Origin of the sequence: Anseongella ginsenosidimutans (genome assembly GCF_008033235.1) — a bacterium.
Classification (GTDB): Bacteria; Bacteroidota; Bacteroidia; order Sphingobacteriales; family Sphingobacteriaceae; genus Anseongella; species Anseongella ginsenosidimutans.
Window position 1 is genome coordinate 4,192,632 of record NZ_CP042432.1, and the last position, 22,037, is coordinate 4,214,668.

The 22,037-nt window shown below is 50.7% G+C and carries 11 protein-coding genes, 2 tRNA genes and 3 rRNA genes; 1 reads left to right on the forward strand and 15 read right to left on the reverse strand.

Going from position 1 to position 22,037, the window contains the following annotated elements:
* Positions 1-8: 8 nt before the first annotated feature.
* The 15 genes from FRZ59_RS17805 to FRZ59_RS17875 form a co-directional block, all read right to left on the reverse strand.
* Positions 9-1,418 (reverse strand): DUF5008 domain-containing protein, encoded by a 1,410-nt coding sequence (locus tag FRZ59_RS17805; RefSeq protein ID WP_147698392.1) that lies wholly within the window; start codon positions 1,416-1,418, stop codon positions 9-11.
* Positions 1,419-1,435: 17 nt separating this feature from the next.
* Positions 1,436-1,615 (reverse strand): DUF5008 domain-containing protein, encoded by a 180-nt coding sequence (locus tag FRZ59_RS19830; RefSeq protein WP_147698393.1) that lies wholly within the window; start codon positions 1,613-1,615, stop codon positions 1,436-1,438.
* A 13-nt stretch (positions 1,616-1,628) separates the two neighbouring features.
* Entirely contained in the window at positions 1,629-1,853 is a 225-nt protein-coding gene (locus tag FRZ59_RS17815; RefSeq protein ID WP_147698394.1) for a hypothetical protein, read from the reverse strand.
* 23 nt (positions 1,854-1,876) lie between these two features.
* Positions 1,877-2,356, reverse strand: a complete 480-nt coding sequence (locus FRZ59_RS17820; RefSeq protein ID WP_147698395.1) for a fasciclin domain-containing protein — start codon at positions 2,354-2,356, stop codon at positions 1,877-1,879.
* 12 nt (positions 2,357-2,368) lie between these two features.
* Complete coding sequence (locus tag FRZ59_RS17825) at positions 2,369-3,889, reverse strand: RagB/SusD family nutrient uptake outer membrane protein (RefSeq protein ID WP_132130737.1); 1,521 nt, start codon at positions 3,887-3,889, stop codon at positions 2,369-2,371.
* A 25-nt stretch (positions 3,890-3,914) separates the two neighbouring features.
* Positions 3,915-7,058: a SusC/RagA family TonB-linked outer membrane protein gene (locus tag FRZ59_RS17830; RefSeq protein WP_132130736.1), complete on the reverse strand. Its 3,144-nt coding sequence runs from the start codon at positions 7,056-7,058 to the stop codon at positions 3,915-3,917.
* A 20-nt stretch (positions 7,059-7,078) separates the two neighbouring features.
* Entirely contained in the window at positions 7,079-8,179 is a 1,101-nt protein-coding gene (locus tag FRZ59_RS17835; protein ID WP_132130735.1) for a DUF5007 domain-containing protein, read from the reverse strand.
* A 13-nt stretch (positions 8,180-8,192) separates the two neighbouring features.
* Positions 8,193-9,299: a discoidin domain-containing protein gene (locus tag FRZ59_RS17840; RefSeq protein ID WP_132130734.1), complete on the reverse strand. Its 1,107-nt coding sequence runs from the start codon at positions 9,297-9,299 to the stop codon at positions 8,193-8,195.
* 54 nt (positions 9,300-9,353) lie between these two features.
* A complete protein-coding gene (locus tag FRZ59_RS17845) occupies positions 9,354-10,817 on the reverse strand; it encodes a RagB/SusD family nutrient uptake outer membrane protein (RefSeq protein WP_225975109.1) in 1,464 nt (487 codons plus the stop codon).
* A gap of 11 nt (positions 10,818-10,828) precedes the next feature.
* On the reverse strand, positions 10,829-13,834 hold the full coding sequence (locus tag FRZ59_RS17850) for a SusC/RagA family TonB-linked outer membrane protein (RefSeq protein WP_225975110.1): 3,006 nt from the start codon (positions 13,832-13,834) through the stop codon (positions 10,829-10,831).
* A gap of 1,001 nt (positions 13,835-14,835) precedes the next feature.
* A 5S ribosomal RNA gene (rrf, locus tag FRZ59_RS17855) occupies positions 14,836-14,947 on the reverse strand.
* Between the two features lie 173 nt (positions 14,948-15,120).
* A 23S ribosomal RNA gene (locus FRZ59_RS17860) occupies positions 15,121-18,046 on the reverse strand.
* A gap of 265 nt (positions 18,047-18,311) precedes the next feature.
* Positions 18,312-18,385: transfer RNA gene (locus FRZ59_RS17865), tRNA-Ala, on the reverse strand.
* 143 nt (positions 18,386-18,528) lie between these two features.
* Positions 18,529-18,602 (reverse strand) — tRNA-Ile (locus tag FRZ59_RS17870).
* A 127-nt stretch (positions 18,603-18,729) separates the two neighbouring features.
* Positions 18,730-20,250 (reverse strand): 16S ribosomal RNA (locus FRZ59_RS17875).
* Together the 16S, 23S and 5S rRNA genes with 2 tRNA genes alongside form the textbook arrangement of a ribosomal RNA operon.
* 906 nt (positions 20,251-21,156) lie before the next feature.
* Between FRZ59_RS17875 and FRZ59_RS17880 the strand changes: the two genes are divergently transcribed.
* Complete coding sequence (locus FRZ59_RS17880; RefSeq protein WP_132130436.1) at positions 21,157-22,023, forward strand: outer membrane protein assembly factor BamD; 867 nt, start codon at positions 21,157-21,159, stop codon at positions 22,021-22,023.
* Positions 22,024-22,037 lie beyond the last annotated feature (14 nt).

Consider the following 22,037-nt stretch of genomic DNA (forward strand, 5'->3'; position numbering starts at 1 on the left):
ACGCCTGCCTACTCCAGCACCACTCTTATAATGTTGTCAACTTCTTCATTATTAAAGCGGTAAAAATCGCCAACAAGTAGTAGTGCGCGCTTATTGTCTTCTGACCTGGTTTCTATAATATCATCCAGGTCACCGTTAAATGTCCCCGTTGCGTTATAACCGGGAGCCAGCGAGCCATCCGGACTCAAGACCATGAATGCATTTCGGGTAACCCCATCGTATTTGGTGAATTCGCCGCTAACTACAATAAGGCCGTCGTCCAGCATTTCTGCATAATTGGGATAACCACCCTCGACTATCTTGGCCTGAAAAGCCGGATCCAGCGTCCCGTCCTTGTTCAGCACAGCTATACCAGCCGCCAAAGTCCCGTCGTAAGATTTAAACGCGCCGGTGATCACGTATTTTTCCAGGTGTTCGTTATAGGTGGCGGAATGAATAAAATAATTCGCGCCGGAACCTGACTTGAAATCTTCATCAATAGTACCGTCCGGGTTCAGCCGGGTAATATAGCCGGCAGGCTGCCCGTCAAAAGTGGTAAAACGACCGCTTACCAGTATTTTTCCAGCCAGGGTACCTTCCTGGTGCATATAGGTATCAATGTTTCCGTTTGCACCCTGAAAGGTCTTATTGCCATCGAATCGGAACGTTTTATCCAGGCTGCCGTCCGCATTCAGCCGGATGATCTGCCGCGCTTCGGTACTGTCAAGGATCACGGTATCCCTTGTCTCATACAAATTTGGCTCGTCATAGCGCCTGGAAAGGTAATAGCGGAAATCGCCTGTTATAATCAGTTTCCCTTCCTGCTCATATACCCTGTTAATACGCCCGTCCGTGCCTCCGTTAAAGGCCGGGAAATACTTAATGGTATCGGTCTGTTCGGGCCTCCGGAAGGTATGGATACCCATGGTATCAATGGTCCCGTTGGTATTCAGAACGGTGATATTACTGATATTCTGAGTCTGCTGGCCGTAGCCGCCAAAGCCCCCGGCGATCACGTATTTATTTCCGAAAGGCAGCAGGGAAGTCAGGAACCCGTTCGCTCCATTCCCTGTTCGGAAGGAAGGATCATAGGTGCCGTCCGAAAAAGTCCGGACAATGCGGTTAAGCGGCCGCACGATCCCTTTATTATCGTAATTGTTAAAGTGCCCCAAAACAAACATCTTGCCATCCGGCATGGGTACCACCCGCTCCACGCGGTTATTTGTACCTGCTGTTGCCCGGAAGGTTGGGTCCAGTTTGATAAAACCGGTTACGGTAAATTCCGGCCCGAAAACGATCACGTCCTCTACCGACACGGAAATAACGCCTGTACTGGCGAAATCAGGCACCTTTGCCGTCACGCCTGTTTCGGTTATTTCCATGATTTCCGCCGGTTCCCCGTTGAACATGAATACCAGGTTATCCTTGTATTCCAGCATACCGGCGCCACCGATCTTTACCACGGTGCCAGGTCCCCGGAAGCGGGCTGCGGAATCTGGGCAGGATCTATTTTGATCCCCAGCGGTTCCCGGCCCTGCGGGTAAGGTTCTTCAAATACCTGTTCATCCTTACTGCAGCCGGGCGAGCCCAGGACAAGCAGCATGCCGCAAGCGATATAAACGTACTTCTTAATCATCGTTCAAATTTTTCTATTTGGATGCAGCTACATCATCAATAAATTCGTCCGGGTCAAAACCAAACAGGGCATCATCTTTAGAAAGTGTATGTACTACGCCGTTAGTTGGCTTTATATCGGACGAGGAGATCATTGTTGTATACCAACCGTCATTCGGCCGGGACACATCGGGAATATAGGAAATGGACAGCTGCCGGTAGCCGGCATACTTTACGTCGTTCACATCGTGATAAACCACCCCGATATTCAGTACGGTATTATTCAGTGAATAATAATTCTCCCCGGATAGATCTGCTTCAGGCTATGATCTATCTGTGGGTAGTCCGCCAGGAAATTGCTCCCTCTGAACAGGTGCCGCTCCAGGTACTTTTTCCAGATCAGCGAATCCACATCGGCCAGCACTCTGATGGTGTCTTTTTTAAGGGCGTACAGTCTGTTATTAAGACCATCGCGCCCAACATAGCCGATCAGATCCTTCACCTCGGAATCGCTGGGAGCAAAAAAGGTGACGTCACCGGTTTGAAGGAGTTCATCCAGCCCGGCCAGTTTGACCAGCTGTGCAATGGTGTCGAATTCCACCGGCTTGGATTCCAGGTACGCAAGCATACTGCCCTCAAAGTTCGGATCAGCCAGCCCGCCGTCCCGGTAATAGTCATCCTTTGCACAGGAGGTCAACCCTGCTGCAACACCCAGGTACAGGATGGCTATTTTCGCGTATCGTTTTATATTATTGCTGCTCATATTTCCTAGTCATTAAAAGCCTTGATTCAGCCAGTACTCATTCAGTACAATAAAAGGGTTATTGAACCTTGCATTGCCATTGAGCGGCCAGGTCCAGGCGCCACGGTTAAACTCGTCAAGGGTAAGTACGTTATAGGTCCACTGTGCGTTCAGGATCCGGCGGGTACGCACCAGGTCGAAATAGTGATGGCCTTCACCAATGAGTTCCCGCGAGCGTTCCATGAAAATAAAATTTTTCAGATCGGGCCCGCCGCCGCCCGCGTAGGGAGCGGCCTCTGCCCTTGCGCGTATCATGTTTACCATGGCAATGGCTTCATCATCCCGGCCCAGTTCGGCCAGCGCTTCAGCGCGAAGCAGGATGGCCCCGGCATACCGGAAGATCAGGAAAGTATTATCCGGGTTCCTGTCCTCTTCCCCGGAAGCATACCGGTTATGGGCGTATTTCAGGATCATGAACGTGCCGTCGTCGGCATATATATCTTCAAACCATAGGGTCCGCCGGCTGTCTCCTACATCGGAGGGGTACAGTTTCATCATATAAAGCGCCTTGTAATAAGCCAGGCTCACCCGGTGGGTAAATTCCGGCCGCTTAAAAGGATAGCGCAGAAAGTGGTCGGCAAAGGGCGCCAGCGCGGAATTCTGATCCCCGTAATTAATACTTCGGAAAAATTCGAATAAGCTTTCCACAGAGCGACCCTTTACCACGGTTGCCCATTCCGACAAAGGCACCAGGCTATAAGCGCTGCTCTGGATCAGTTCCTGGCCAAGATCAGCAGTTTCGGTATAATAGGCGGTCCGGTTAGCTTCATCGAAGCCGGCATTCCACATATTCATATTCATTAGCAGCGCAATGGCTCCTCCCCTGCTGGCCCGCACGCCGCGCAGCGCCGGATCAGCATAGGTCCAGGGCAGGTCATCTTTATGCGCATTCATATCGGCAATGGATTTGTTCAGCACGGATACCATATCTTCCCTTGGAAGCGGCTCGGAATGAAAGGCATCGGTATAATACACGACATCTCCGTAAAGCCGTACCATCCAGAAATAGGTGAAAGACCTGATGAAAACGCACTCCGCTATATAACGCTTGGTTTCCGTTTCCGACAACTCCTCAATCCCGTCTTCAAGGGCTTTTATCAGGATATTAGCCGACTGGATCACCTGGTAATAGGCTCTCCAGTCCGTAATACGAACCAGGTTATACCAATCCCAGGGAGTATCGGAGGAAATGGCCGAGATCAGGTCATTTTCCCCTAATACTTCTACGACTCTCCGGGCGTTGAAGTTGTCGCCGCCCGGGGCCGCCATTACTTCACCGGCCCGGTATTCACCTACAGCGCCAATAAAATGCGTCTCGTTGATCTTGGTAAAGAACAAGCCGTACATCCCCGTTATATTGGATTCGACGTCTTCCCTGTTCTTAAAATAATTGTTCCCGGTGAGTCTGTCAATGGGCTCCACGTCCAGGTAATCTTTGCAGCCTGCCAGCCCCAGCACCACGAGAATCAGTAAACAGCTTATCAGTTTTTTCATTTCAACTCTGTTTTTTTGGAACCCATTATAATTCCAGGTTTAACCCAACATTGTAAGTCCGCGCTACAGGATATCCCCCGGAAGCGTCCCGGCCCATACTGGTCACGTTTTCCGGGTTGGGGCCGCTATAGGGTGAAAAAGTGACCAGGTTATCCGTAGAAAAATAAATCCGCAGGTTGGCCAGGCCTAACCGGCGCACCGTCTTTTTCGTAAACATATAGGAAAGGGTCACGTTATTGATCTTCAGGTAAGAACCATCCTCCGCCCAAAGGGTCTGATCCAGCCGGAAAGGGTTTATGCGGGAGTAGCGGGAATAATCGTAAGCATACGGGTAGGTAGCCAGATCTCCCGGCTGCAGCCACATATCGATATTTTCCAGGGGGACTACCGCCTTGCTGCCGAAAGGATCGCCCATCAGGCGAAAACGCTCGGCAAGCGCATTATTCAGGACAGTTCGTTTCAGCGTAAAGGAAGCATATACATTAAGCCCGAAACCCTTATAGGAAATAGTCGTGGAAAGCCCTCCGGTTACCAGCGGCTGGGAATTCCCGGACATTTCATAATCGCGCGAGTCCATTATATAATCCTGGTTTACGTCCTTTAACATAGGGTCGCCACCTTCAAAGTACGCCCCGCCTCCGGTACGGTACCGGAGGCCGGTGGCCGGATCAACCGGAACATCCGCATCCGTGGCAAAAACTCCCTCATTGGTACTCAGGTAATTGGAAAGCGTGTTAGAGCCCACCCGGAATAAGGTATGCTGCTTATATTCGCCGCCGTCGAATTTGATCGTTTGATTATTAAATTCTTCTGGCAGCGCAATAAGCACGTCTTTATTTATGGCCCCGTTGACCGATAAATTCCAGGTAACCGGGCTGCTGGGCGACAACGGCCGGACGTTCACGTACAGTTCGTAGCCGTAATTGGCAATGGCCGCATCGTTACTGTAGAATTTATTAAAGCCGGTTGAATTGGTCAGGAACCTTTCCATTTCCAGGTTCTGCACTTCCTTGTAATACGCGTCAAAGATCAGGTCGATCCGGTTGTTGAATAAGGCGGCGTCAAAACCGAAGTTATACTGTTCGGTGGTTGTCGGCTTGAGGAAGGGGTTAGGAAGTTTATCAAAGTCGATCAGGATGCCCGCGTTATTATTGTAATTGCCTGTAAGGTTGTATTTTCCATACAAGGCGTCAAGCGAACGGGAGGGCATTACGTTCTTGCCCCAGGTAAGGCGGAGCGCCCCGCTTGAAAGCCAGTCGCTGTTTTGGAACCAGTTCTCCCTGTAAAAGTTCCATTTCAAACCTATCGCAGGGAATTTTGAATAAGGGTTCTCGCTGCCGCTTCCGGAGGATCCGCTCATATGATAGGTAAAGTCTACAATATACTTCTTTCTGAAGTTGTAGGAAATGGCGCCGGCGAAGGAGGCCTCGCGGGCATCCTTGAAATTGGTGAGGACGCCGCCGCCCCGGGAAAAGTAGCCGTCAAAGCCCCAGGGGCCCTGCAGCTGGTCCTCAGGCGAGCGGGCCTGGCGGGTGACCCTGTTCTGCGAACCTCCCTTGCGAAATTCATTGAAGACGTTCACGAAAATTCCGTGATCGTCATTAAAATCCTTGCTGTAAGTAATACTGTTCCGGTTATAGAGCGTATAATCTCTTCCCGCAAAGGCATATACTTCGGCAAACTGCTGGTTGGCCGCCGCCGGCGTAAAGGTATCTTCCAGGTTGGCCGTAAAATCATAGCTGATGCTGGAGGCGATATTCATGCCTTCGATTACTGTATAACGAACATCCAGGTTGGTACGGAGGTTCCGGGCGCTGTTATCATTTTCCGTCTGCAGGGCGGAAATAACCCCGCTGCTGGCCTGGAAGAAGGATGGGCCCGGCAGCAGCGTGGAGCTTTGCCCGTTCTCCGCTACTCCTTGCTGCAGCAAACCTACGCCATCGCCTTTTTTCTGTTTTCCTATGGAGCCGAACATGGAACCGAAAAACCGCAGCTTATCGGTAGGCTTGAACTCCATATTCATCGTCAGGTTATAGCGGTCAAAACCGGTATTCTTTATGATCCCGTTCTCCGCGTAATAACCAAGGTTTGCTTTGTAATTGAATTTGGTATCCCCGCCGTCAATAGCCAGGTTATGGGTTTGGTTATAAGTGGTTTGGTAAAAAATGCTCTGCCAGTCGGTTGAATTATTGTAAAAGGAATTCAAACTGTCAGCCAGGAAAGGGGTCCAGGAAATACGTTCCAGGTCATACGGGGACAGCGTATTTTGGCGGATCTGGTTGATCTTCAGGCGCCGTTCGGCATTTCCGCCGAGTGTTTCCCGGAGTTTAGGCGGTGTTTTCACGAAGAAATTAGTCCGGTAACGTATCCGCGGAATTTTGGAATTCCCTCTCTTGGTGGTAATAATGATCACCCCGTAAGCCGCCCGTGATCCGTAAAGGGAAGTTGCCTGGGCATCCTTCAGGATCTCAATACTGGCAATATCTTCCTGGGGGATCATGGACAGCGGGCTGATACCCGGTCCCTGCTGCTGGAAACCGAACTCGGAAGCCTTATCGGCATCCATAGGCACGCCGTCGATCACATAAAGCGGCGAGGTGGGCTGGAGGAAGGTTTCGCTTCCTGACCCCGAAACAGCCAGGGTGGATAACCCGCGGATCTGTGTACTTCCCCGGAAACCGGGGGCGCCGGTATTTACCTGGATATTCAGGCCGGGAACTTTCCCCTGCAGCAGGGATTCCACGTTGGCAACCGGTACATCCTGGATCTCTTCCGCTGTGATGGTAAAGGAAGATCCGGTTGTTTCTTCCTTGGAACGGGTTACATAGCCGCGTACCACCACTTCTTCCAGCTGATTGTCGTCTACGGACAGGGTTACCTGCAGGCTGGTCTGGCCTGCCTTGAGGGTTACACTTCTGTCCAGGAAGCCGATCAGGTGGAAATGCAGCGTCGAGCCGGATTCCACGCTTACGCTAAACCGCCCTTCGGCATCGGTGGCGGTCAGGGCGCGTTCCGGCGACCCTACGGAAACAGTCACCCCGGGCAGCCCCAGGTTGTCAACGTTATCGATGACCGTACCGCTCACCGTTACCTGTCCGCTTTGGGCCATCAGTTCCAGGCTTATGAGGGAACTGCTAAAGAGTGCCAGTAATAATAGTAATCTTTTCATCGTCATTATGCTAATGCCAATTATTCGTCTTCAAACTTGGGGAGATCGTTACGGAAGTGGAATACGATCTCCCAGTCGCCTTCCCTGAATATTTCAAAATCAAGCCAGAAGGATGAGAAGGACCGTCCTCCCCCAAACGCGCCGCGGGAATAGTTAAACTTCACGTTCGCACTCGACCCGTTGGAAAACGCGGTACGGATATCCACCAGGGGAATCGGATAGGCTACGTCGTACTGCACGTATTCATCGGTCATCTCCATATTGAAGCCATGCACCAGCCGGTCCCATTTGGTATCGTTGAAGCTGGCAGGATGAATGGCTGAAGAATCAGGGCCAATAAAGCGGAAGCGGAGATTATGGCCGTTTCCTCCTTCAAATGGACGGATATAAGCTACGAGGTCCTTGATTTCTTCATTATTCACCATTTGCCGGTTTGTAGTGGCTCCCACGATGTTGTCGATCCCGGGCTGGATATAATCTCTTTTAAAGGGGTTCTTCAGATCATTGGGGTCCCGGGCTATTCCTCCCGTATAATAATTCATATCGTTGGACGGTTCGTAGGGACGTTCCCGCCAGGGGATGATCTGGAAATCCTTCAGGATAGTATCACCGCCCGAATTGGAAATCTTCACATCGAAAAACCGGATTTCCTGCGTAAGGCTGGAACTGTCTGCCGGCCTGGGAGCGATAAGTTCATTACTTGAAGAGCCCCAGAGGATGAATTCCCCCGATGGACGAATTTCAAAGAGGGGCCGTTCTTCCAGCTTTCGTTTGGCATTGATCTCTTCGAGGCTGGTTTCCAATCCGTCATAAGCTGCGGTCCATACCCAGGTAGGCCTAACCTGGAACAGGTCCGTTACCGGCCTTCCGTCGCCGTAGCGGGCGTTCACGATCTCAAAGGTCATAGGCATCGTGGAGTTGTCGGCATTGAAACCTCCCATGACGGTCGTTCTCCCAAGAATAGGTTCCAGTATCTTATCGGAATAATTCAGGTTTTTGCCAAGGTAATCCCTTTCCTCCGGCAGGTCGAAGATCTCCCTGCAACCGGAAAACCCCACCAGCAACGGCAGCAGAAACAGGACTGCGCTTCTGATCCCGAACTTGAATTGTTTCATTTTCATTTCTTTATCCGGTTTATCTTGATTTATTAATTGTCCATTCAGCCAGCTGGAAGAGGTTACTTCCATAATTGCGGGTAATATTAATCCGGTAATAAGTATAGGCTACATCGTTGTTGAACCGGTACACTTTGGTTTGATAGCGTTCTTCGAACACTTCCCCTACCCGTTTATCCAGCTGCACCCAGGTTTCCCCGTCATGCGATCCCTGGAAGTTCCAATCCCTGGGGTCGCGGTCGGGCGCATCGTTTGCCGATGTGACCGTATAGGCGCCCGCCACCACGGGTTCGTTAAATACATATTGCATCCAGAGGTCCGACGGGTATTCATTGAGGAATTTCGTATTGACATCGTTATCAATCACCTTCAGCGAACCTTCTCCCCCGCCCGGGCCTGCGTTATTATCCTTGGATACCGAGAAGGTACCGCCCACGAGCAGCATCAGGTTAGGCGGCGGCGGATTAAAGGTCAGCCGGCTCACGAATTCATTAAACCCGAAAATATGATCCGGTGTTAACACATGAATGACCCCGTTGCGGGTACGTACGTTTACCGACGCCGTGGTGGTGGTCACCCAGTAGCGCAAGAACTGGCTTTCGTTCGTATTGCTGAATTCAATGATCTTGGGCCCGCCGCCTTCATAGCCGGAAGAATTAGACCGGGCTAATTTGGCATGCATGGGATAATTAAAACGAACTCCCTCCAGCATTAAGCCGTCCTGCTGGGTGAGGGAATCGGCTTCGTATTTCCCCCGGATAATGTACCAGCTCATCATCGTATCCAGGTGCAGATAGTCGATATTCGACAGGAAACCGAAAGGCTTGTCTGTGGTTTCACGCAGGTTGTTCAGGTTGGTGACCGCCAGTCCGAAACTGGAATTGGTCAATGCGAAGAGTGTAATGGCGCTGTCCTGGAGCGTTTCTTCCAGGCCAAGCCTGTGTGTTACCAGCAACAGGGAATCATAGATCCCCGGCTTGCTTTCCAGGTATTCCAGCACACTCCCCTCGAAATCTTTTTCCGTCACTTTCCTGCTGTAAAATCCCTCATCCTTGGAGCAGCCCTGGAGTACCGCGAAGGCAGCCAGGAAAACTGTAAAACCGATATAATAATTTAACCGCTTCATAAAGTTCTTTTTATTATTCCCAGTAAGGATTCTGATCAAGTTCACTATTCTGGCTCAGCAACGCCCTGGACACCGGCCAGTAAATTCCCCCGACTGTATCAGCTGAGTGAATTCCGGGTCCAGCTGCCTGATCTTGTGATAACGGACAAGGTCATACCAGCGATGGCCTTCGCCCATAAGTTCCCGCTGCCTTTCTTTGAAAATGGCATCTACCAGGTTTCCGTTTATGGCCTCGTCATAAGGTTCCAGCCCGCGTAGTTCCCGGATGATATTCAGCATTTCAATAGCGCCCTGGGTTTCCCCAAGTACCGCCAGGGCTTCCGCCCGCAGCAGGGCGACGTCTTCAAGCCGCGTATAAACGAGTGCGCTTGAAAATATGCGGAAGTCGGGATCGGTACCACCGTTCATGATCACCTTTATCTTGGAGAAAATAGGGTACTTGCCGTTGAAGTTCGTGAAGTAGCGTTCCGACTGCGGCTGCCCGATAGTGTCAATACTGAAACGCTGATCATCGGATTCGTTAAAAATGGAAAGAATGGAATCTTTGGGCAGGTAAATATCGGGTGCGCTTTTATTGATCACCGGCGAGGCCAGGGTCAGTTCTTCAATGTGGCCCGTGAAAGAAGCGTCCACGTGCCCCCAGTCAAAGTTCAGCCCAAAAAGATGGTTGATCCTTTTATTATAGAAAAACCCATTGGAATTGGTGAGATCAGCTGTAGAGGTCCAGCTATTGCTTCCTTTTTGATAGTTTTCCATCACGAAACTCGTATAATTGGCCGCATCCGGGTAGTTGCCCTGCCAGGCAGCCATATGACCCAGCACGGCATAGGCGCTAAGCTTCCTTGCCAGCGCGCCGTCCCATCTGCCTGAGGTTTCGTTATAATAATTTCCAGGCTGCTGTTCGTCGCCTGCGCTGTACCTGTAGGGTAAATCGAGTGCGGCTTCCTTCATTTCATTTTCCGCCCAGGCCAGCACCTTCTGGTAATTTTCCCGGGATTTGTTCTCAAAATTCCCGTCATGGGAGCTGGTGATTAGGGGAACGTCGCCCCAGATACGAACCATATAGAAATAGGAAAATGCGCGCAGGAACCGTATCTGGGCAATATCCACCTTCATGTTATTATCCGTATAACGGGGGTCCGCCGCCTTTACCTCTCCTACCCGCTCCAGGAAGAGATTGGCGGAATTTATCGCAGCGAACCAGCGCCGCCAGTTCGAAAGCGCTTCAAGGGACTCATAGGACGCATTCAGATCATTCGCAATGATCGCCTTCAGGTCCTGACGAATGGGGCTTTTAAATTCTCCCGCCCGGACATCTCCGTATAACCAATGTGCGTTGTTATCAGCCATCGCTGCCCGGACAAGCCCGTAAGTACCCATCAGGGCGCCCCGTGTATCTTCCAGCGAGTTCCACATGTTTTTTTCGCCCACCGTTCTGGTGGAATCAATATCAAGAACTTTCTCGCAGCCTGCTGTGCATAATGCAAGAAAGAAAAGACTCGCCCTCAATATTTTCATATTCATAGCTTTTACTTCAAATCCATTTTAATACCCAGGGTATAGGTCCGCGGTATAGGCAGGCCGTATCCGGAATCATACCCGGTATAATTGACCAGCTCCGGATCCTGGCCGCTGTAATTAGTCAGGGTAAATACGTTATTTACAGACGCATAGATGTAAAACCTGGCCGCTCCCGGCTGCCGGGATTTTATCCATTCCGTCAGATCATATCCCAATGAAACTGTTCTCAGTTTCAGGAAAGAACCATCTTCCAGGAACAGGTCTTGTTCGGCCCGGTAGGGCATTACCGTACTCCAGGGGTTGTAGAGCGGATAATCATTGTATTCTCCGCGTTTTTCCCAATAGGTGATCTCTTTCACGGAGTTGATATTATTACCGCTCTCCCGGTTGATAAAATCAAACCTGTTAGCCATTTCCCGGTTCAGTATTTCCCGTCCCAGGTTGAAATACAGGTTCAGGTTCAATGTCCAGTTCCGGTATTGGAATTCGTTATGTAAGCCGCCGGAAATTTTTGGAAGGATATTTCCCTGCATTACCTTATCCTGGTCATTGATCTGGTTGTCTCCGTTAATGTCTTTCCAGCGGGGGTCGCCGGCCTTCATGACAATTCCGTTATATTTCATCGGATTCCCGTCCACTACCGGTACTTCCGCATCTGAGGTATAAATGCCTTCATTTACCAGCAGCCAGTACTGGTCAACCGGGGCGCCCACCTGAAGCAGGCGGTTTCCGATCATGATCTCGTCCAGACCACGGGGCAACGCCGTGAGTTCATTTTGATTAAAATTCATATTCAGTGCAGCCGTCCAGGAAAGACCATCTTGCCGGGTAAGGATATCACCAGAGAGGATAAGGTCAAGCCCCATATTCCGGACTGCCATGCCGCTTTCGTAAGATTGCCGGTAACCAAATTGTGCAAACGAAGGGATGCCCAGCAGCTGGTTTTTGTCTTCCTTATAATAGAGATCCACAGAGCCTCTCAGCCGGTCATTGAACAAGCCCGCCTCCAGACCCAGGTTCGCCTGGTCAGAATAGGCCCAGGGAATGCCATAGCCTACCCATCCAAAGGAATACGGCCGCGTTAACACGCCGAAGCCATTATATCCTGAGGTGGTCAGGTTGCCGGTGAATCCGATCTCCGCCGTGTATTGCGGCCCTTGCGAATAATTATCATAGGCGTTCAGGCGGCCGCTGCGGCCGGCGCCGGCCCGGAGATAAAGGGTGCTTATCCGGCTGTTCTGCTGAAGCCATTCCTTCCCGATATCCCAGCCCAGGGTAAGCGCAGGAGTAAAAAGCCAGCGCTCGGTTGGCTGCGCGTTGGAAGAGGCGTCGGCCCTTAATACTAAGGCTACGTCGTACTTATCATCGTAATTATATGCAGCCCTTCCGTAAAAGGACACGAGGTTATGCTGGGTCTTATCCAGGAATTTATAAACCAGTTCCCTGGGAAAGGCGGTGGGAACAAGGTAATTCGGGTTATCTATATTCGTACCGGGTATCTTGGGATCCGAATCCAGCAGGTTCAGCTTAATAAAGTCATTATGGCCTTTATAGGCATAGGCGTAATTATATTTATGCGTATCCCACTGCACGGATTGCCCGCTTTCCAGGCGAAGGGAATGAAGAGAAGCAAAGTCAAAATCATAGGTAGCCACATTCGCGGCAACCAGCCGCTGGTTAGACCCATAATAGTTGGAAGCATAGCTGTTCCCTTCCATCAGCGCCCGGGGATAATAAAGATCCCGGTAGCCTTCGTTATAATCTACCGCAAAGCGGGAAGCCATATTAAAATTACCCAGTTCAATCGCCAGCTGCCCGTAGCCTTCTACTACGTTCGTTTTATTGTCGTCATAGCCGTTTTCATACGCCGTCAGCAAACCCAGGAACTCCTCCTTATTAGGAGCAAGCGGAGCGCTCAGGTCAGGAATATAATTCATCTGGGCAAAACGATCGCGCAGGCTCCGGTTCCGGTCGCGCTCAATTCGGTTACCGTTTATCATCGCCGAAAAAACCAGCCATTCCACCGGTTTCATATTCACGTTGAACATAGCGCTATAGCGCTTCATCCCGGTTTCATCCGCTACTCCTTCATTATTCATTGTGCCAAGGGAAAACCGGAAATTAGCCCTGTCCGTTCCTCCTGCGATACTGGCATTCAGCCCGTAAACAACGGCATTCCGGTAATAGGCGTCCGACCAGTTGGACGGTCCGTAATAAGAAGCATTCAATGAGTCGCTCAGGTAAAGGGGATAGATATCGTCGTCTGTGTATTGCCCGTTTGCTGTATAGCGGTCATAAAACTGCTTCCGGAACGCATTTTCATACTCCCCGTTAATAGTGGTCACCACCGGCCGCTGTACCATTCCGACGTATGAATTAAAACTAATGGTTCGGCCGATACCGGGCTTTTTAGACGTCAGTACGATGACTCCGTTCGCCGCCCTCGGTCCGTATATAGCCGCTGCGGAAACATCTTTTAATACCTCCACGGATTCTATATTATCCATGTCAATATTGGCAAGCAGGTTGGTAGCAGGCCCGATGCGGTTGAAGTCGTACTGTTGTATATCGTAGGCAAAAGGATGCTCCGCTATCAGCGGAATTCCATCCAGCACTACCAGCGGCTGCGCCTGATAAAGGTCTTTAGCCGATAATATCGGCATTGGCGTGCCCCGTATCAGCATGGATTGTGTCGTCCCCGGTTCCCCGCTGGGTTCCGCAACATACAGGCCGGCCGCCTGTCCTTTTAAATATTGCTGCAGGGATACTGCGGGAAATAATGCCATGGAGGCAGGGTTTTCCTGTTCCAGCCCGTTATTGTACAACAGGTTTTCCCTGACCGGAGAATCGCCTGCCGCAAGGCTCGCAAGCGGGCCGGTAATGCCCAGGGTATCGGTTCCCAGGCTATCTGTCCCGGTTGCAGTCGTATCCTGCCATAAATAGCCGTAACCAAAGGGAGCGCCCAGGCAGGCCATGGGAAGAACAAAAAAACACAATAAATACAAACTACGCATATTTATCTTTATTAATAGTGGAACAAGTTAATGCAGCGCATAGCTCTGCTAAATCGTTTAAGCAAAAGGGTATACCAATACAACCCTAAAACAAATCAGGTTACAACAGTTGAATAAATTAAGCGTATTCCGGTTAATCGGAGGCTCTCTCTTAACCTTTATAATTAACACCGGAATCATCCACGGGCTGATACTGAAACACAGCGGGATACAGAAAAGAAGTAGTTCTTATGTCATATATTGATTTTTATTCTCATTCGCTACGAATATTGGTAATCTGGTCAATTTTGGTTTAGTTCTTGCAACGCTATTTCTTGCAATCTCTTACCGAAGATAGATATTAAAAACGATTTAGCAAAATATTAACGTTGTTTTATTTGGGAAAATATTGCCCAACAACTGCGGTTGCTAAAATAAAAATTTTGTTCTTTATCAGTTTTAGCGGCATGCTCAAGGTGTCTTCTATAAATTGAGAAATTAAATTTCCCTTCTATGCCTTAGCTGGAAATTTAATTTTTTTTAAACTAATTGTGACTTTTTTATTAATTCCGCCCTGGTGGTCCACGGCTTTTCCCGGCACGAAGAATCAGCTCAGAATAAGTTCGTGTCGCTAAGTGATGATACCTACCTTTGAGACGGCAGCTTCAAGAAACAGGCGGCAGTGTAAGACTTTTAACCTGCGTGGTTAGGCCGGTCTCAGAGGATCCGATACCGCTATGAGGTTGCGTATCGGCGCGGTGGCGCATGTGGCGATGAGCCGGCAGGGGTTGGCCGGTGAGCGGCGCCGGCGGGGGGTAGGCCGTTGGCAATGGGCCGTTGGGTTGGTCGGGTTAGCAGGCCAGGGGTTGGCCGGTTGATTGGCTGATTAGTAGGCCGGGGTTCGGCGGCAGTGGGATGGTGGTGGCCCGTGGCAATGGCTGGTGCCTGGCAGCGGCGGGCTATAGGGCGCTATAAACAAGAAAAGGCTGTTGCCTTTGCAGCAACAGCCTTTCTTCAATAATATCCGGCACCGACCTACTCTCCCACGTGTTACCGCAGTACCATCGGCGCAGGCGGGCTTAACTTCTCTGTTCGGGATGGGAAGAGGTGGACACCGCCGCTGTAGGCACCTGAATTTTTTTAGTTTGTAGTTGGTAGTTTCCAGTTTTTAGTGCCCAGCGCCTGCCAGGCACCAACTATAAACTTTCAACGCTGAACTATAAACTGTTCAAATATCTTGACATGTACCGGAAGAAGTTGTTCAACTCAGTGTGCGACCATCATTCCCTGGCGTCGGTCTTCCTTCTTAAAGAAAGCCATCGGGTAATTAGTACTGCTCGGCTTTGATGTTACCACCTGTAGACCTGCAGCCTATCTACGTCGTCGTCTTCGACGTCCCTCAAGGGAAGCCTCATCTTGTGGCGAGTTTCGCACTTAGATGCTTTCAGCGCTTATCTCTTCCCGGCGTAGCTACCCAGCCGTGCCCTTGGCAGAACAACTGGTACACCAGCGGCCAGTCCAACCCGGTCCTCTCGTACTAAGGTCAGCTCCACTCAAGCTTCCTACGCCCACAACAGATAGGGACCGAACTGTCTCGCGACGTTCTGAACCCAGCTCGCGTGCCACTTTAATGGGCGAACAGCCCAACCCTTGGGACCTTCTCCAGCCCCAGGATGTGACGAGCCGACATCGAGGTGCCAAACCTCCCCGTCGATATGAGCTCTTGGGGGAGATCAGCCTGTTATCCCCAGAGTACCTTTTATCCTTTGAGCGATGGCCCTTCCATACAGAACCACCGGATCACTATATCCGTCTTTCGACCCTGTTCGACTTGTCGGTCTCACAGTCAAGCTCCCTTTTGCTATTGCACTCCACGCACGGTTACCAAGCGTGCTGAGGGAACCTTTGAAAGCCTCCGTTACTTTTTTGGAGGCGACCACCCCAGTCAAACTACCCACCACGCACTCTCCCCGTATAACGGGTTAGACACCAGCTACAGAAAGGGTGGTATTTCAAGGGTGACTCCACAGAGCCTTGCGACCCCGCTTCATAGTCTCCCACCTATCCTACACATCCTGTAGCCGATATCAATGCGAAGTTGTAGTGAAGGTTCATGGGGTCTTTCCGTCCCGTTGCGGGTAAACGGCATCTTCACCGTTACTTCAATTTCACCGAGCTCGTGGCTGAGACAGTGCCCAGATCGTTACACCATTCGTGCAGGTCGGAACTTACCCGACAAGGAATTTCGCTACCTTAGGACCGTTATAGTTACGGCCGCCGTTTACCGGGGCTTCGATTCAATGCTTCGCCCATTACTGGACTAACATCCCCTCTTAACCTTCCGGCACCGGGCAGGTGTCAGGCCGTATACCTCATCTTACGATTTGGCACAGCCATGTGTTTTTGCTAAACAGTCGCCTGGGCCGTTTCACTGCGCCCCCGTATTGCTACGGGGGGCCCCTTCTCCCGAAGTTACAGGGCCATTTTGCCGAGTTCCTTAGCCACGACTCACTCGAGCACCTTAGGATTCTCTCCCCGGATACCTGTGTCGGTTTGCGGTACGAGGATCAATGGGCTGATGCTTAGAGGGTTTTCTCGGCAGTCTGATTACCCGCACTATCCACGCAGCCGAAGCTTTGTGGTACTATCAGGTCTCGGCAAACCAGGGGGATTTGCCTCCCCGGCCTATACCTACCTCCCTTTAACCGGCTATTCCGTCAGCCGGCGGCGGTGTCACTCCTGCGTCGCCTCGTCGCACCCATTGATCGTATCGGAATATTAACCGATTTTCCATCGGATGGCCCCGCTAGGCGCGGGGGACTCCTTAGGTCCCGACTAACCCTGATCCGATTAGCGTTGATCAGGAAACCTTATCCTTTCGGTGGGCGGGTTTCTCACCCGCCTTATCGTTACTTATGCCTACATTTGCTTTTCCAATCCCTCCAGCATCCCTTACGGAATACCTTCACTGCGATTGGAATGCTCCCCTACCTTTCAGAATAAATTCTGAAACCAAAGCTTCGGTAGCGCGCTTGATGCCCGTTTATTATCCATGCCCGGTCGCTCGACTAGTGAGCTGTTACGCACTCTTTAAATGAATGGCTGCTTCCAAGCCAACATCCTAGCTGTCTCTGCAACCGGACCTCGTTAGTTCAACTTAGCGCACATTTGGGGACCTTAGCTGTTGGTCTGGGTTCTTTCCCTCTCGGCCCGGGACCTTAGCACCCCAGGCCTCACTGCAATGTACATGTACCCGGCATTCGGAGTTTAGCTGGATTTGGTAGGATGTGACTCCCCCGCATCCAATTAGTAGCTCTACCTCCGGGTCATTTTACCATCACGCTGTTCCTAAAAACATTTCGGGGAGTACGAGCTATTTCCCAGTTTGATTGGCCTTTCACCCCTACCCTCAAGTCATCCAAATGCTTTTCAACGCATACTGGTTCGGACCTCCATGACCTGTTACGGCCACTTCATCCTGCTCAAGGGTAGATCACAAGGTTTCGCGTCTGACTCCACTGACTATGCGCCCTGTTCAGACTCGCTTTCGCTTCGGCTGCGCCCCTTCCTGGGGCTTAACCTTGCCAGTGAAGATCAACTCGTAGGCTCATTATGCAAAAGGCACGCCGTCATCCCCTTCCGTTCCGAAGAACGGCGGGACTCCGACCGCTTGTAAGCGCAGGGTTTCAGGTTCTATTTCACTCCCCTGTGCGGGGTGCTTTTCACCTTTCCCTCACGGTACTGGTTCACTATCGGTCTCTCAGGAGTATTTAGCCTTACCGGATGGTGCCGGCCGGTTCAAACAGGGCTTCTCCTACCCCGTCCTACTCAGGATACCCGCCTTACTTCTTTATTTACCCTTACACGGCTCTCACGCTCTATGGCAGGCCTTCCCAGACCTTTCAGGTTCATGCCGAAGTAATTATGCAGGTCCTACAACCCCGTGCGTGCCGTAACACGCATGGTTTGGGCTAATCCGCGTTCGCTCGCCACTACTTACGGAATCACTATTGTTTTCTCCTCCTCTGCCTACTTAGATGTTTCAGTTCAGCAGGTTTGCTTCCACAGGCTCAAGGCCTGCAGACATCTGGCCTTCAGCCAGATAGGTTGCCCCATTCGGATATCCGCGGATCAATTCGTATGTGCCGATCCCCGCGGCTTTTCGCAGCTTATCACGTCCTTCATCGCCTCTGAGAGCCAAGGCATCCACCCTGCGCCCTTCCTTACTTTCTTTATGTCCGCCGCCGCTAAGGATAGCAGCTGCGGACTCTCATCGTACGCTTTTGCTCGTACGATGAGCGTTTCTTTCGCTCGTACGCGCCGTCGTGCCGGATGAATACCCCCGTAAGGGCCCATCGCCTGCAGACAGCACGCCGATGATCGTCGTACTCTTGTTTTAACAACTTCTTCCAGTATGTCAAAGAACTTTTCTTCAGTTTGTTTCCTTCTCTGTTGGCGGGGCTCGTCACCCCGGCCTGATAAAGGAAACCCTGAATCGTGGAGAATAACGGATTCGAACCGTTGACCCCCTGCGTGCAAGGCAGGTGCTCTAGCCAGCTGAGCTAATTCCCCGTAGTTAGTTCAACGTTTAAGGTTTAAAGTTCAATGTTTAAGATTCATCTTTGAACTTTGAACGGTTGCCAAGGCAACCCTGAAACCTTGATCGGTTGCGCAGCAACCCTGAAACCTTGAACTGTTGCAAAGCAACTGATAAGTAGTCCCGAGCAGACTTGAACTGCTGACCCCTACATTATCAGTGTAGTGCTCTAACCAACTGAGCTACGGGACTCTGTTGAATGTGCTTCCGCCCCCCCAAAAGGGTAGCGGCAACATTTAACAGGTTTCTCCTGTCTCGTTTCTTTAAAATGATCTTGAAAGGCAGCAGTTCCTGCTTGCTTGGGAGGGCTTCCCTCCAGAAAGGAGGTATTCCAGCCGCACCTTCCGGTACGGCTACCTTGTTACGACTTAGCCCCAGTCACCAGTTTTACCCTTAGCCGCTCCTTGCGGCAACGGCCTTCAGGTACCCCCGGCTCCCATGGCTTGACGGGCGGTGTGTACAAGGCCCGGGAACGTATTCACCGCGTCATTGCTGATACGCGATTACTAGCGAATCCAACTTCATGAGGTCGAGTTGCAGACCTCAATCCGAACTGTGATAGCCTTTTTGAGATTGGCTCCCTTTTGCAAGGTCGCTGCCCTCTGTAGCTACCATTGTAGCACGTGTGTAGCCCTGGACGTAAGGGCCATGATGACTTGACGTCGTCCCCTCCTTCCTCACTGCTTGCGCAGGCAGTCTCACCAGAGTCCCCAGCTTTACCTGCTGGCAACTGATGATAGGGGTTGCGCTCGTTGCGGGACTTAACCCAACACCTCACGGCACGAGCTGACGACAGCCATGCAGCACCTAGTTTTGTGCCCCGAAGGGAGGGCGCCTTTCAGCGCCGGTCACTCACTTTCAAGCCCAGGTAAGGTTCCTCGCGTATCATCGAATTAAACCACATGCTCCTCCGCTTGTGCGGGCCCCCGTCAATTCCTTTGAGTTTCAACCTTGCGGTCGTACTCCCCAGGTGGAGAACTTAACGCTTTCGCTGTGCCGCTGACATTCTATCGCCAACAGCTAGTTCTCATCGTTTACTGCGTGGACTACCAGGGTATCTAATCCTGTTTGATCCCCACGCTTTCGTGCCTCAGCGTCAATCAAAGCTTAGTAAGCTGCCTTCGCAATCGGTGTTCTGTGGCATCTCTATGCATTTCACCGCTACTTGCCACATTCCGCCTACCTCAACTTTATTCAAGCCCGCCAGTATCAAAGGCATTTCTGCGGTTAAGCCGCAACCTTTCACCTCTGACTTAACAGGCCGCCTACGCACCCTTTAAACCCAATAAATCCGGATAACGCTTGCATCCTCCGTATTACCGCGGCTGCTGGCACGGAGTTAGCCGATGCTTATTCGTAAGGTACCTTCAACCCCGGACACGTCCGGGGGTTTATTCCCTTACAAAAGCAGTTTACAACCCATAGGGCCGTCTTCCTGCACGCGGCATGGCTGGATCAGGCTTGCGCCCATTGTCCAATATTCCTTACTGCTGCCTCCCGTAGGAGTCTGGTCCGTATCTCAGTACCAGTGTGGGGGGTCATCCTCTCAGATCCCCTACTGATCGTTGCCTTGGTGAGCCGTTACCTCTCCAACCAGCTAATCAGACGCATGCCCATCTTCAGTCGATAAATCTTTAACAAATATCCCCATGCGGGGCCCCTGTGTTATGCGGTATTAATCCGGGTTTCCCCGGGCTATCCCCCAACTGAAGGCAGGTTGCATACGCGTTACGCACCCGTGCGCCACTCTCACAGGGCCGAAGCCCTGCTACCGTTCGACTTGCATGTATTAAGCCTGCCGCTAGCGTTCATCCTGAGCCAGGATCAAACTCTCCGTTGTATTTGCTCTTTTGTCACATCTCCCCTCCCGTTCCGTCTTGCGACCGCCCGGAAGTGAAGCTGACTGCGGCCGTCGCCCGAAAGCGACAGCCCCTTAATATCTGTACGGAAGCCCTTCCCTTGTAAGCACACTATCGATTTCTCGATAGCTCAGAACTGCTACCTTTTCTTAAGATCATTCTTTCAAAGAACTTTTTATCAGCTTTCCCGCTTTCCGCTTCCCCTTTTAAAAGGGACCGCTTCCGCAGCGCTGCCTGTTCGTCTTCTTCATTTTTTCATCCGCCGGACCATCCGTCTGGCGGAAACTCCCTCCCGGTTTCCCGTCGGGGCTGCAAAGGTAGGAAAAGTTTTTCTGATCTCGCAACAAGTTGCTAAATTTTATTTTTTCTTTTCATCTCTGCGTCCGTTTCTCGTTCGAAATCGGAGCGCAAAAGTAGGATTAAAATCAACTGCCGCCAAGGGAATCATAAAAATTAAGCGTCAATATTTATACCTTGCTGATTTACAGGCGGAAAATTTTTGGCCCATTACGCCTTTCCCGGTTGCCCCGCCCTGCATTTGCTGAATTCGTTACTTCGGCGGCCTTCTATTTATTCTACGGCTGAAGCCGGATACCAGTAAACATCCGTCAAAAACCGACAGGGATTACATCTCTTGGTACGAATGTTCCGGATAGAAGTGTCCGTTTAATTATCCGCATATCGGAGTGATTACTTTATCCGCAGAGATAATGATCGCTTCGCTGCAAATATGCCCCGCTATCGGAATCATTGACGAGGAAAACAACGAGCATGACCCGGAACAGTTCTGACAATAGCCGCAAGAGGCTGAAAACGCGGTAAAAAGCTCCGCTTCAGCCACGAATAAATAAATTGATTTGAAATAAGTTAAATCTTATCTTTGCAGGATGTTTTTTAAAAGAACATTCATTAATGCCTGTATTACGGGCGGAATATGCCTTCTGCTGGTAAGCGGCTGCAAAAGCAAGTTTGAAAAGATTTTGGGAAGCAAGGATCCGGACTATATGTACCGGCAGGCTACCTATTATTATAACCTGGCTAAGGAAAAAGATACGCCGCGGTATTATGAAAATGCCAGGCTGCTCCTGGAAGACCTGAGGGCCGCCTATACCGGTACCTCTAAAATAGAGGAAGTATATTATTACCTGGCCTATTGTTACTTTGGGCTGGGTGACCTGGAGCAGGCAAGGTTTTACTTTAAAAGCTTTACCGAAACCTTTCAGGATAGTGAGTATACGGAAGACTGCTATTATATGATGGCGTTTTGCTATTATAAAGATTCACCTATCTATTCCCTGGACCAGGGCAGCACCCTGAAAGCTATTGAACAGTTTCAGCTGTACCTGAACCTTTATCCCACTTCAGCAAAAGTGGATGAATGTAACCGGTTCATCGATGAACTGAGGGCCAAGCTGGAACGGAAATCTTACGAGAACGCGAAAGTATTCTATACGATCGGCTATTACCCGGCAGCAATTATCTCCCTTAAAAATTCGCTGCGCCAGTATCCCGATACGGACTTCCGGGAAGATATTGAGTTCCTGATATTGAAAAGCAATTACCTTTATGCCAGGAATAGCATCCCGTCAAAAAAAGAGGAAAGATTCAATGATACCATGATGGCGTATCAGTCTTTTATAGAACAGTTTCCGGAAAGCAAGTATACAGAAGAGGTAAAGGAAATTGAAGAAGAGTCGAAGGAAGCCCTTGAGTCGCTCGCAAGCGTGACGGCCAATGTCCCTCCTTCCCAATAAATTTAAATAACAAG